This window comes from Heyndrickxia sp. NPDC080065 (assembly GCF_050281185.1).
Taxonomy (GTDB): Bacteria; Bacillota; Bacilli; order Bacillales; family Bacillaceae_C; genus Heyndrickxia.
On the sequence record NZ_JBNNWS010000039.1, the window covers coordinates 1 to 12,131 of the forward strand.

Consider the following 12,131-nt stretch of genomic DNA (forward strand, 5'->3'; position numbering starts at 1 on the left):
GCATCTTCATCACCCCAAGTATTATTTCTATTTATATTTTAAAACAAAAAAGACTGTAGGCAAACTCGATTTTTATCGAGTTTGTCTACAGTCTGGAAAGACCGATAAACAATCGGTCTTTTTTCTCATTCCTACTACAAATAGATGATGTCTTTCACATCAAATTTCTCTTTTGCAATTCCTATCCGTTGAGCGGCAGCAGTTTCCATCACATTATTTGATTTATAAGCAAAACAGAAGTTGTAATAGGTTCGAAGGATGGTCAAAACCATTTGAGCATACTTGGGATTAAAATTGGAATAAAAATAGCTTTTTCCATCGCCACGAGCTGTGGTCAAAGGTCTTTCCAATACTGTTATTTACTGTTTTGCACCTCTGAACCGAACCCGTTATGAAAAATACTTTGTCTTTTTGTTTTGAAATGGTACTTCTCTCATATGTATTAAAATGAGGAGGGAAGAACATGAAAGAACAAATAAGGGCATTTATAGAATCTCAGGTAGAAGCCTATGTGAACAATTGGAATACACGTGGAAATGAAAAAGTAATGAAAAAAATTGAATCGACACAAAAAAGGAAAGCGGACATAGTTAAAGTTAGGGCGAACACGAAAATAACAAATAAAACTCAAGATAGCGATAATACGTACATTCATTACGATGTCCATATGCAATATTTAATTAAACAAAAAGATACGCTGTATTTAGAGGAGCAGTTAGAACAGCATGTGGCTCACTTTTATAAAAATAAGCTTTATGAAAGTAGAGAAGTCGATCCAGCTGTTATTATGATGAATCAAGAAGATATAGAAGATGAATTTCCTGATCAAGATGAAGAATTAAGAGTCTCCTATCGGTATAACAGGTTAAAAGCAGTTCAGTATGCAGAGCGATGGTGGAACAGCTACAATCCTGCCTATAAAAAATTTGATGTGGATTGTACGAATTTTATTTCGCAATGCCTGCGTGCCGGAGAGGCTCCGATGCGAGGATATCCAAATAAAAGTAAGGGATGGTGGATGCAAAATAACAATTGGAGTTATAGCTGGGCAGTCGCTAATTCCTTAAAATCCTATTTATCTTCTTCAAAGATCGGTTTAAAGGCTCGTGAAGTAAGTTCTCCAACCGAGTTATCGTTAGGGGATGTGATTTGTTATGATTTTCAAGGGGATGGCCGCTTCGATCATAATACGATTGTAACTGGAAAAGATGCCAATGGAATGCCTCTTGTTAATGCACATACCTATAATAGCCGTATGAGGTATTGGGCGTATGAAGATTCTTCAGCCTATACCCCAAATATTAAATATAGATTTTTCGTGATCGTCGATCATATTTAATTTTTCGCTATGTGATATAATATAATCGTAAAGTTTAATAATGAGGTGACAGCAAGTGGCCATACACGTTGTATTATATCAACCAGAAATTCCAGCAAATACTGGAAATATTGCACGTACATGTGCAGCAACAGATACAAAATTGCATTTAATTAGACCGCTTGGTTTTTCGACAGATGATAAAATGTTAAAAAGAGCAGGCTTAGATTATTGGCATCATGTAAATATTACTTACTATGATTCACTAGATGAATTTTTTGAGAAAAATAAAAATGGTGAGTTTTTCTATATAGAAACTTTCGGTGAAAAGCCTCATTCTGCATTTGATTATAGCGATATTAATAAAGAATACTACTTTATGTTTGGAAAAGAAACGACCGGATTGCCAAAGGATTTAATGATCAATAATAAAGATCATTTTTTGCGAATTCCGATGAATGATAATGTACGCTCTTTAAATCTCTCCAATACAGCTGCCATTTTAGTGTACGAAGCATTAAGACAGCAAAACTATCCAAACTTAAAATAGGATTTTGTTATGGTTATGGTGGATAATATCTGTATGTTAACATACCAAAAATAAATGATATTTGGTGACTTTTAAGAAATAACCTTTTAAGGCGAGTAGGAGAATTATTTAGGGATTTTTCATTCCCCCAAAGTCTTTTTTTAGCCTAGATTTGGAATCAATCGAGTTTAATTCCGGTTGATTCCTTTTTGTTTTTTAGAACGGAATCAATCAGTCCCTTTGATTCCCGTAGATTCCTTTTTAATCCTTGAACGTGAATCAATCGATACTTTTGATTCCCACTAATAAGAGAATATACAAGGACTTTGATTAGACTTATCCCTTTACGAAGTGAAACTAGCTGAACATACGCCACATATGGTTTTATTAAATTAAAAACAACAATATGATTAACAACCTTAAATAAAAAAATCTTCCACACGGAAGATTTTTTTATTTAGCCTCGAAATGGCTATTCTTATTTATTTGTTCCTGGCTTATCGTCATATCCAGCTGTAAAGATAGCAGCTAAAAATGCTATAGTAACAGCTATAATAACCCATGTTCCCATAGTTATGTAAGCCTCCTTCAAAAATGATACCATTACTATTTGTTATTATAGCCCATTTTTTATTTTATGTGAACGATTCAATAAGGATTTTCTATGACTCTTTTCCATAACTTTATTGCTATAAAACGGTAAATTAAAGAAAATTACTTCTGTCGTTAAGGAATATCAGATTTTCGGTAATATTCATATAATTAAAAAATGAACGAATTAGTTTGATGATATTTAGGCTATTCCATAATATGGTTTGTTTCTCTAAACAATCATCATCTTTTGTTTACTAGCATAAAGTATATTAATCGTCTCTCAACAAGTGACAAGGGGAGGTTCTTATGGATATTTTAAAAAGACTAGCACATTACCGTGAAGAAGAAGAAAAGCTGCGGTGGGAAGGCACGTTTGGAGAATATTTAGACTTACTGAAAGAAAAGCCATGGGTTGCACAGTCGGCACATTCTCGTGTTTACAATATGATAAAAGATGCTGGAGTAGAAGAGATAAATGGAAGGAAGAAGTATCAGTTTTTTAGCAATCAATTATTTGGGTTAGAAGAAGCATTGGAAAAGTTAGTTGAAGAATATTTTCACCCATCTGCAAAACGCTTAGATGTTCGTAAGCGTGTTTTATTATTAATGGGTCCTGTAAGTGGTGGTAAATCAACCTTGGTTACAATGTTAAAAAGGGGATTAGAAGCTTATACTCGTACAGAACTTGGTTCTATTTACGCGATAAAAGGCTGCCCAATGCATGAGGATCCTTTGCACTTAATCCCCAATCATTTGCGGAATGATTTTTACGAAGAATACGGAATTCGCATTGAAGGAAACCTTTCTCCATTAAATATGTTGAGATTGGAAGAGGAATATGGTGGACGGATAGAGGATGTAATGATCCATAGAATTATATTTTCAGAGGATCGCCGAGTAGGAATCGGTACATTTAGCCCTTCCGATCCTAAATCTCAGGACATTGCTGACTTAACTGGAAGCATTGATTTTTCAACAATTGCTGAATACGGTTCCGAGTCTGACCCGAGAGCTTATCGTTTTGATGGTGAACTAAATAAGGCAAACCGTGGCCTAATGGAGTTTCAAGAAATGCTGAAATGTGATGAAAAGTTTCTATGGCATTTACTTTCCTTAACTCAGGAAGGGAATTTTAAAGCAGGGAGGTTTGCATTAATTAGTGCTGATGAGCTCATTGTTGCCCACACGAACGAAACAGAATACCGTTCATTTATTGCAAATAAGAAAAATGAAGCGCTACATTCCAGGATTATTGTCATGCCAATACCTTACAATCTGAAAGTGACAGAGGAAGAAAAAATCTACGAAAAAATGATTGATGAAAGTGATGTAGCAGATGTTCACATTGCCCCGCATACACTTAAAATCGCTGCGATGTTTTCGATATTGACCCGATTAAAGGAACCAAAAAGAGGCGATATTGACCTTATTAAGAAAATGAGATTATATGATGGGGAAAATGTAGAGGGATTTAACTCTGCTGATATTACTGAATTGAAAAAAGAGTATCAGGAAGAGGGAATGAGTGGAATCGACCCAAGATATGTAATCAATCGAATTTCATCAACGATTATCCGTAAAGAAGTCTCTTCAATTAATGCACTAGATGTTTTACGTTCTTTAAAAGAAGGTTTAGATCAGCATCCATCAATTACTTCTGAATTAAAAGAAAAGTATTTAAACTTTATTTCATTGGCAAGAAAAGAATACGATGAAATCGCGAAAAAAGAAGTTCAAAAAGCATTTGTCTATTCTTATGAGGAATCTGCGAAAACATTAATGGATAACTATCTTGATAATGTCGAAGCCTATTGTAATAAAGCGAAGCTCCGTGATCCATTAACAGGTGAAGAAATAAATCCAGATGAAAAGCTCATGCGTTCCATAGAAGAACAAATCGGTATTTCAGAAAATGCCAAAAAAGCATTTAGGGAAGAAATTCTCATTCGAATTTCTGCTTATGCAAGAAAAGGGAAACGCTTTGATTATAACTCACATGATCGTCTCCGTGAAGCCATTCAAAAGAAGCTTTTTGCAGATTTAAAGGATGTTGTCAAAATCACTACTTCCACGAAAACACCAGATGAACTGCAATTGAAAAAGATAAATGAAGTGGTTGCACGCTTAATAGATGAGCATGGGTATAATTCAACCTCTGCAAATGAATTATTGCGATATGTTGGAAGCTTATTGAATCGATAAAAATTTGCTATTGAGAAGTCAAAGTATAAAAGTAAAATTTATAGAACCAGACAAAAAGTGCTGGTTCTATTTTTTATGAAATGAAAATATTTTACATAATATTATTTTGAATTGGATCAATCATTCAGCCCTAGGAAGCAGATTTCTCTATTGTTTCTTTGGGCTATATTTTAATTAATGAGAACTGATTAGTTAGTAAAACTCAGTATGTCCATTTTATTTCTAGGTTCTTGCCTTTTTATCGTAATTTCTTGTAAATAATCTTATTTTTTTGCATAGGATAAAGTAATCCATCCTTATTAATGGTTGTTTTGTAAAAAATGCTTCTTCCTAAATGTTTTGATGCTGTTATGTAAGGTTTTCGATTCAAAGCAATAAGTTTACGAAAAGAGCCCATTGATATTCTATTGAATTACACAACTAAAATATTGTATGCAGAAAAATGAGATATGGTGAGGGTTTTATTAAAATTTTTTAGGAGGGGAATTGTATGACTGAATCAGAGCATAAGCAGATTGTTATATCAAGTGAAGATTGGTCCCTCCACCGTAAAGGACATGATGATCAAAAGCGGCATCAAGAAAAGGTGCAGGAAGCAATTAGAAATAATTTACCTGAACTAATTACTGAAGAAAGTATCATCATGTCGGATGGCCATGATGTGGTCAAAATTCCGATTCGTTCATTAGATGAATACAAAATACGCTATAATTATGATAAGAATAAACATGTCGGCCAGGGGGACGGCGATAGTAAAGTTGGGGATGTGATCGCAAGGGACGGTTCACCACAGCAAGGCCCAGGTAAAGGCAATGGAGCGGGGGATCAGCCGGGCGAGGACTACTATGAAGCTGAAGTGTCATTAATGGAGCTGCAGGAGGAATTATTTAAACAATTAGAATTACCAAACCTTCAAAGAAAAGAGCAAGACTTAAATACGATTGAAGATATTGAGTTTAATGATATTCGAAAAACTGGACTTATGGGAAATATTGATAAAAAAAGAACAATGATGACAGCTTTTAAACGGAATGCAATAAATGGAAAACCAAGCTTTCATCCGATTATTAAAGACGATTTAAAATTCAGAACTTGGAACGAAATACAAAAGCCTGATTCTAAAGCAGTCGTACTAGCGATGATGGATACTAGCGGCTCGATGGGAGTCTGGGAAAAATATATGACTCGCAGCTTTTTTTTCTGGATGACCCGATTCCTCAGAACGAAATATGAAACGGTTGATATTGAATTTATTGCTCATCACACAGAAGCAAAAGTTGTTTCAGAAGAAGACTTTTTTTCAAAAGGTGAAAGTGGTGGAACGATTTGTTCTTCGGCATACCGTAAAGCCATTAGTTTGATCGATGAAAAATACGAACCATCCAGCTATAATATTTATCCATTCCACTTTTCAGATGGAGATAACCTAACCTCAGACAATCCACGTTGTGTCAAGCTGGTAGAAGAATTAATGAAAGTATCGAATATGTTTGGCTACGGGGAAGTGAATCAATACAATCGCCACTCAACTCTCATGACCGCATACAAGAACATAAAAAATGAGAAATTTCGCTATTATATTTTAAAACAAAAATCAGATGTATTTCATGCAATGAAAACCTTTTTTAAACAGGAAGAGGAAAAAGTTTATAGCTGAAAAAATAAATTCTCTCCATTATTGGGGAGTTTTTATATTATAATTTGTAAATAATGTTTTTCAACTCTAAGATGAATTAAGATATATTACTTTATAGAGATCTAGATAATTGACATTAAGGAGTCTCATAGGATGATCTTAACCGCTAAATTAGCGCAGCAAATCGTTAATCGAACAATGACCATTATTGAAAAAAATATCAATGTTATGAATAACCGCGGAGTAATTATTGGTTCTGGAGATTCAAAACGATTAGGACAATTGCATGAAGGTGCACTAATTGTCATTAAGGAAAACAAAAGAGTTGATATTACTGAAGAAAATATGGATCAATATCATAATGTGAAACTAGGGATTAATTTACCCATCTTTTTAAATCAAAAAATTGTTGGTGTTATCGGAATCACTGGAATACCAGGTGAAATCGAAAAGTATGGTGAGCTTGTAAAGATGGCTGCAGAAGTGACACTTCAACAAGCTTACTTAACCGAGCAGCTTCAATGGGAACAACGATTAATGGAAGAGCTTGTATCACAAATGATACATAATGATTTAGATGACTATTTTTATGAAAGAATGGAGCGGCTCGGATTTGATTTAACGATACCGAGAGTTACGATTATTTTGGAATGGTCATCTGGAGAAAAGGATCGTAATCATCAGCAAATACAACAACAGCTTCAATCTTTATTGAATAAATATAGAAAGAAAGAAGAATTAATTGCAAGTACTTCACCATTTTCTTTTGTTATACTGAAACCAATCCAATATCAGCATGGAGAATGGAATCGATTATTAATAGTGCAAGAACTAAAAGAAATCGTTCTTCATATTAAAAAATCTTATAAATATCAAGTGAAATTTTCAATAAGTGATGAATGTCAAACCATTCAAGAGATAGCAAGAGGATATGATCTAGCTAAAAGAACGTTAAAGGTAGGCAAAATTATTCATTCAGAAAAAGAGATTTATTTCTATGATGATTACATCATGCCTGTCATGTTTTCTGATATTCAACCTACGATGAAATCTAAATTAGGTGTGTATCATTCGATTATTCAACAGGATAAAAAAGGAGAGCTTCAAGAAACATTAGATGTATATATTGATGAAAATGGTGAATTAAATAAAATTGCAGAACGATTATATATACATAGAAATACCCTGCGTTATCGTCTAGGCAGGATTCATGAAATATCTGGTAAGGACCCGAAGAATATTAAAGATCTATTTGAACTCTATATTTCAAAGCTGTTATATCAATTTAACCTTGAATAATAGTATTTTGCAAAAAACTTTAATATAAATAATCAAAACTTTTAAAATAACAAAAGGGCTTATTTTATAGTTAATCTTGTATTTGGCAATTAAAAAATGTTTCACAAGCAATTTCTATGTAAAGAGGTGTAAAGAATAGCTTCAGTACATTACTTCACAATCTTTTTTGCGACATTAACAAAAATATCAAAAAAAATCACCTCATCACTAATAAGACAATAGAATAAGGTGATTTTAAGCATCTTTTTTAATGCTTAGCGTGACGTTTTTGGCGGTTGGCACACATCACATTTACGTTGGTGATTATTTTTAAATTTCGTAAATGTTTTTTCAAAATTGCTACCACATGCACATTTAAATAGTAACTTTTGAGAAAAACCATGAAATTCTGTCGTTAGCAACTTACTTTCCGAATTGTTCTCAACAAATTCTTTAATTTTATCGATATTCCATCGTTTATTCATTCTCTTGCACCTCCATATTTTATCGATAGACGGAGGCTTTTCTTGGCATCCGTTCAATTATGAGCAAAAGTCTAATTATCCTAAGTTTCTCATTATAACATGAGCCGCCACACAATTAAACCGATCATTATTTTGTTTATTTTGCTATCCTTTTTAGTCCTGATCAAACCACAGTCGATCTTTGTTATCAACATCGCCATTATAATTGATTAGAATCTCATCTCCTGCTTTTATATCCGTGAAAGCATAGAAGTCAAATGTGTGATTATTAAAATTAATCTCATAAATTGCATTAGGTTCATAAGAATGGTTAAACAACATTCCATAACCAAGAAGGATCGCAGAATGATTGATCCCATACTCAAAAGCGTAATCAGCGAGTATGGTCTGCTCAATGTATTGATGCTGGTCGTTTGGATAAGAGATGACAGGTGCTTCATGTATAAGCTCTCCTTTTTTGATATCACATGTAGCAAATACCCCTCTATTGAATTCTCCATCACTTAGTGGAGATGTTTTTATCTCAATCATGTTGTTCGCCTACTCACTTTTAAAATTTTCTTTCTAACTGTAACATTATTTTTAACAATATGCTCTTTTTATTTAACTCTTTTCGTAAAGATAGTTGCAATATTCCCTTTTTGTTATAACGGATAGGAACGTTAGTTTGCATTAGGAGGAGTACTGAAATGAATTGGTTAAAGCTATATGAGCATTTCGATGAGTTGTCAAAGTAGGAACAGATACAGCTTTTTCAAGCAATGCAGACCGCTCTATTTCCTAAATCCTTCTGTTTAACCTAAGTACCGATAGGTTGAAGATTAGAAGAAATATTTTCAACGAAAGTAAAATAATTTGCAAACTTTTTTTTTTATGTTATGATGAAATAGAATTATTTTTGTTCGGTGTAAAGGATAGTATAAGTGTCGACTTTTCGTCTTGATGATCACTGTGGGCAAGGATAGTAACACATTGTGTGGTAACACACTAGGAGGCAATTAAAAATGGAACAAGGTACAGTTAAATGGTTTAATTCAGAAAAAGGCTTTGGCTTTATCGAACGCGAAAATGGAGACGATGTATTCGTACACTTTTCTGCTATCCAAACTGAAGGTTACAAATCTTTAGACGAAGGTCAAAAAGTAACATTTGACGTTGAGAAAGGTCCTCGTGGGGATCAAGCAGCTAACGTTCAAAAAGCTTAATCTAAATAAGATCATGTACACAGGCCCTGTTTAATAGGGCCTGTTTTTTTATGTGTTTCTGGATTTCCGAATTAATTGCTGGGTTTATCAAAGTAAATCACAATATAAAAGCGCGAAAAAGTATTATGAGTTAGCAAATAAACTTAGAAAAAATATATATTAGAGATTTATATTTAAAAGCAATGTAGTATTTGTGCAAACGCATAAAATAAAATCATCCTACACCCTATTATTATATGCAAACGAACGATGTAATCGTTTTCTAAAACGCTTACAATTATCAAAAGTAATAGAAAAATAGGGGGATTGGTGATGGATATTCATGTAAGTGCATTAGGTGCAATTGCAGCATTAGTTATTGCGATTGTATTAATTTTACGGAAGGTGCCGCCAGCTTATGGAATGATTGCTGGTGCATTAATCGGCTCTCTTATAGGTGGGGCAGGAATCACTGATAGTGTTACATTAATGATGGAAGGTGCGAAAAATATCATTCCTGCGGTTCTAAGAATTTTAGCTGCCGGGGTACTAGCTGGGGTTCTTATAGAGTCAGGTGCTGCATCTGTTATTGCTGAAACAATTGTAAAAAAATTAGGTGAAACAAAAGCATTATTAGCTCTTGCATTAGCGACGATGCTGCTGACTATGGTAGGGGTATTTATTGATGTCGCAGTTATTACTACAGCTCCAATAGCATTAGCAATTGCCAACCGAGCTAAAATATCTAAAACGGCTATATTGGTTGCGATGATTGGGGGAGGGAAGGCAGGAAATATCATGTCGCCTAACCCAAATGCTATCGCTGCTGCTGATGCTTTTAAAGTTCCATTAACTTCGATTATGGCGGCCGGAATTATTCCTGCGATTTTTGGTGTATTAGTGACATATATTATTGCTAAAAAATTGGTAAATAAAGGATCGAAAGTTTTACTTGAGGAAGTGAAAGCTACTCAGAATGAAAAATTGCCAAAATTTATTTTAGCTATATTTGCACCAGTTATTGCGATCATTTTATTGGCTTTACGACCAACATTAGACATTAATATCGATCCGATGATTGCTTTACCGATCGGGGGAATTATCGGGGCTATCGTGATGGGGCATGGGAAGAAGCTCAATGAGTATGCTATATCAGGTTTAAACAAAATGTCGGGTGTAGCGATTATGCTGCTTGGAACAGGTACATTAGCTGGAATTATTGCAAATTCCGAATTAAAAGATGTTGTGATTCAAATGTTGGATGGTTTAGGATTACCAGCGTATTTACTTGCTCCAGTTTCAGGGATTTTCATGTCAGCTGCCACTGCTTCAACAACAGCAGGTACAGCGGTTGCTAGTACTGTCTTCAGTTCAACCATATTGCAGCTTGGAATTTCAAGTCTTGCTGGTGCTGCAATGATTCATGCAGGTGCAACCGTTTTAGACCATTTGCCACACGGGAGCTTTTTCCACGCGACAGGTGGAAGTGTATTTATGGGAATTAAGGAGCGCCTAAAAATTATTCCTTATGAAACATTAATAGGGTTAACACTTGCAATTGTATCAACGCTAATTTTTGGTGTATTTAAGTTATTTGGCTATTAAATAGTTTTTTATTGAACGGAGTGATGCACGATGAAGATTGTAATTGCACCAGATTCATTTAAAGAGAGTTTAACTGCTTTAGAAGCGGCAGAGGCGATAGAAGAGGGGTTTTCAAATGTACTACCAAATTGTGAGTTTGTAAAAGTCCCGATGGCTGATGGTGGGGAAGGAACTGTTCAATCATTAGTTGATGCTACTAAAGGAAAAATTATTAAAAAAATGGTAATGGGACCACTTGGAATACCTGTCCAAGGATTTTTCGGGCTTTTAGGAGATGGAAAGACAGCAGTGATAGAAATGGCTGCAGCTTCTGGTATTCATCACGTTTCTCCTGAAAAGCGTAATCCTCTTGTAACGACAACTTTTGGAACAGGCGAACTTATATTAGAAGCGATGAATTATGGCGCTAAGACGATCATCATTGGACTTGGCGGAAGTGCAACAAATGATGGTGGTGCCGGGATGGCTCAGGCGCTTGGAGTAAGATTGCTTGATGAAAATGATAAAGACATTGGTTTTGGCGGAGGTTCGCTGCTGGAGTTGAAAAAGATTGATCTATCTCAAATGGATTCTCGAATTGCAGAAGTACAATTTATCGTCGCATGTGATGTAGATAATCCGTTAATTGGAGAAAAAGGCGCATCAGCTATTTTTGGGCCACAAAAAGGAGCTGATCCTGAAACTGTTAAAAGATTAGATCAAAATCTTGCGCATTATGCAGATGTAATTAAGAAGTATTTGCAAAAAGATGTGGCAGGCGTACCAGGGGCAGGTGCAGCAGGTGGAATGGGGGCAGGAGTTCTTGCATTTTTATCTGCTGAGTTAAAACGGGGCATTGATATTGTGATCGAAATTCTGCAGCTAGAAAAACACTTAGAAGGTGCTGCTTTAGTTATTACCGGTGAAGGGAAAATTGATGGTCAAACAATATTCGGCAAAACCCCAATTGGGGTAGCAAAGCTTGCTAAAAAGAAGGGGATTCCAGTAATTGGACTCGCAGGATTCGTTGCAGATGATAGTGATAAAGTAATAGATGAAGGAATTGATGCCCTGTTTTCTATCGTACCAGGTGCCGTTTCCTTAGAAGAAGCTATCACAAATGCCTACAAAAATCTCAAAAACACTTCGCAAAATATTGCTAGACTCTTTAAAGTCATATAATAAAAATACTTTTGATTAAGAGATCCAACAATGGTTGGCTCTCTTTTTTTATGTGTGCCAGGCATGGCAACTATCTAGGTGGTGAAAGTCCACTGTGGGGGTACACATCAGCCAACCACTAAGGAAGCGCAAGGTACTT

11 protein-coding genes and 1 pseudogene are annotated in these 12,131 nt (G+C 34.9%); 8 read left to right on the forward strand and 4 right to left on the reverse strand.

All coding sequences use genetic code 11. The features are described from left to right. Positions 1-134: 134 nt before the first annotated feature. Positions 135-359 (reverse strand): annotated as a pseudogene (locus ACQKP0_RS25395) (insertion element protein); the annotation flags it as partial. Between the two features lie 104 nt (positions 360-463). Between ACQKP0_RS25395 and ACQKP0_RS25400 the strand changes: the two are divergent. After that, entirely contained in the window at positions 464-1,339 is an 876-nt protein-coding gene (locus ACQKP0_RS25400; RefSeq protein ID WP_427408598.1) for an amidase domain-containing protein, read from the forward strand. Positions 1,340-1,394: 55 nt separating this feature from the next. After that, complete coding sequence (gene trmL / locus ACQKP0_RS25405) at positions 1,395-1,868, forward strand: tRNA (uridine(34)/cytosine(34)/5-carboxymethylaminomethyluridine(34)-2'-O)-methyltransferase TrmL (protein WP_427408599.1); 474 nt, start codon at positions 1,395-1,397, stop codon at positions 1,866-1,868. Positions 1,869-2,025: 157 nt separating this feature from the next. On the opposite strand, the gene ACQKP0_RS25410 is transcribed toward trmL, so the two are convergent. Beyond that, positions 2,026-2,223, reverse strand: coding sequence for a hypothetical protein (locus ACQKP0_RS25410; RefSeq protein WP_427408600.1), 198 nt, complete (start codon positions 2,221-2,223; stop codon positions 2,026-2,028). A 524-nt stretch (positions 2,224-2,747) separates the two neighbouring features. On the opposite strand from ACQKP0_RS25410, the gene ACQKP0_RS25415 reads away from it, so the two are divergent. The 3 genes from ACQKP0_RS25415 (at position 2,748) to ACQKP0_RS25425 (ending at position 7,578) form a co-directional block, all read left to right on the forward strand. Further along, positions 2,748-4,643: a PrkA family serine protein kinase gene (locus ACQKP0_RS25415; RefSeq protein ID WP_427408601.1), complete on the forward strand. Its 1,896-nt coding sequence runs from the start codon at positions 2,748-2,750 to the stop codon at positions 4,641-4,643. Positions 4,644-5,133: 490 nt separating this feature from the next. Continuing rightward, positions 5,134-6,300: a sporulation protein YhbH gene (gene yhbH, locus ACQKP0_RS25420; protein ID WP_427408602.1), complete on the forward strand. Its 1,167-nt coding sequence runs from the start codon at positions 5,134-5,136 to the stop codon at positions 6,298-6,300. Between the two features lie 132 nt (positions 6,301-6,432). Then, the gene (locus tag ACQKP0_RS25425) at positions 6,433-7,578 is read left to right on the forward strand and encodes a sugar diacid recognition domain-containing protein (protein ID WP_427408603.1); all 1,146 of its coding nucleotides are present in this window, start codon (positions 6,433-6,435) and stop codon (positions 7,576-7,578) included. Positions 7,579-7,832: 254 nt separating this feature from the next. Here the strand turns inward: ACQKP0_RS25425 and ACQKP0_RS25430 are convergent, their stop codons facing one another. Together ACQKP0_RS25430 and ACQKP0_RS25435 are read right to left on the reverse strand one after the other, a co-directional pair. Further along, complete coding sequence (locus ACQKP0_RS25430) at positions 7,833-8,042, reverse strand: hypothetical protein (protein WP_427408604.1); 210 nt, start codon at positions 8,040-8,042, stop codon at positions 7,833-7,835. 153 nt (positions 8,043-8,195) lie between these two features. Continuing rightward, positions 8,196-8,573 (reverse strand): SET domain-containing protein, encoded by a 378-nt coding sequence (locus ACQKP0_RS25435; protein WP_427408605.1) that lies wholly within the window; start codon positions 8,571-8,573, stop codon positions 8,196-8,198. 473 nt (positions 8,574-9,046) lie between these two features. Between ACQKP0_RS25435 and ACQKP0_RS25440 the strand changes: the two genes are divergently transcribed. From ACQKP0_RS25440 to ACQKP0_RS25450, 3 genes are all read left to right on the forward strand, one after another. Then, entirely contained in the window at positions 9,047-9,247 is a 201-nt protein-coding gene (locus ACQKP0_RS25440; RefSeq protein ID WP_427408606.1) for a cold-shock protein, read from the forward strand. Between the two features lie 312 nt (positions 9,248-9,559). Continuing rightward, the gene (locus tag ACQKP0_RS25445) at positions 9,560-10,831 is read left to right on the forward strand and encodes a GntP family permease (protein WP_427408607.1); all 1,272 of its coding nucleotides are present in this window, start codon (positions 9,560-9,562) and stop codon (positions 10,829-10,831) included. Positions 10,832-10,861: 30 nt separating this feature from the next. Next, positions 10,862-11,992 (forward strand): glycerate kinase, encoded by a 1,131-nt coding sequence (locus ACQKP0_RS25450; RefSeq protein WP_427408608.1) that lies wholly within the window; start codon positions 10,862-10,864, stop codon positions 11,990-11,992. Positions 11,993-12,131: the final 139 nt, after the last annotated feature.

Coding starts and splice junctions, on each gene's coding strand:
- ACQKP0_RS25400 (WP_427408598.1), top strand. CDS start 464: ATGAAAGAACAAATAAGGGCATTTATAGAATCTCAGGTAGAAGCCTAT.
- ACQKP0_RS25415 (WP_427408601.1), top strand. CDS start 2,748: ATGGATATTTTAAAAAGACTAGCACATTACCGTGAAGAAGAAGAAAAG.
- ACQKP0_RS25440 (WP_427408606.1), top strand. CDS start 9,047: ATGGAACAAGGTACAGTTAAATGGTTTAATTCAGAAAAAGGCTTTGGC.
- ACQKP0_RS25450 (WP_427408608.1), top strand. CDS start 10,862: ATGAAGATTGTAATTGCACCAGATTCATTTAAAGAGAGTTTAACTGCT.
- yhbH (WP_427408602.1), top strand. CDS start 5,134: ATGACTGAATCAGAGCATAAGCAGATTGTTATATCAAGTGAAGATTGG.
- ACQKP0_RS25435 (WP_427408605.1), bottom strand. CDS start 8,573: ATGATTGAGATAAAAACATCTCCACTAAGTGATGGAGAATTCAATAGA.
- ACQKP0_RS25445 (WP_427408607.1), top strand. CDS start 9,560: ATGGATATTCATGTAAGTGCATTAGGTGCAATTGCAGCATTAGTTATT.
- ACQKP0_RS25425 (WP_427408603.1), top strand. CDS start 6,433: ATGATCTTAACCGCTAAATTAGCGCAGCAAATCGTTAATCGAACAATG.
- ACQKP0_RS25430 (WP_427408604.1), bottom strand. CDS start 8,042: ATGAATAAACGATGGAATATCGATAAAATTAAAGAATTTGTTGAGAAC.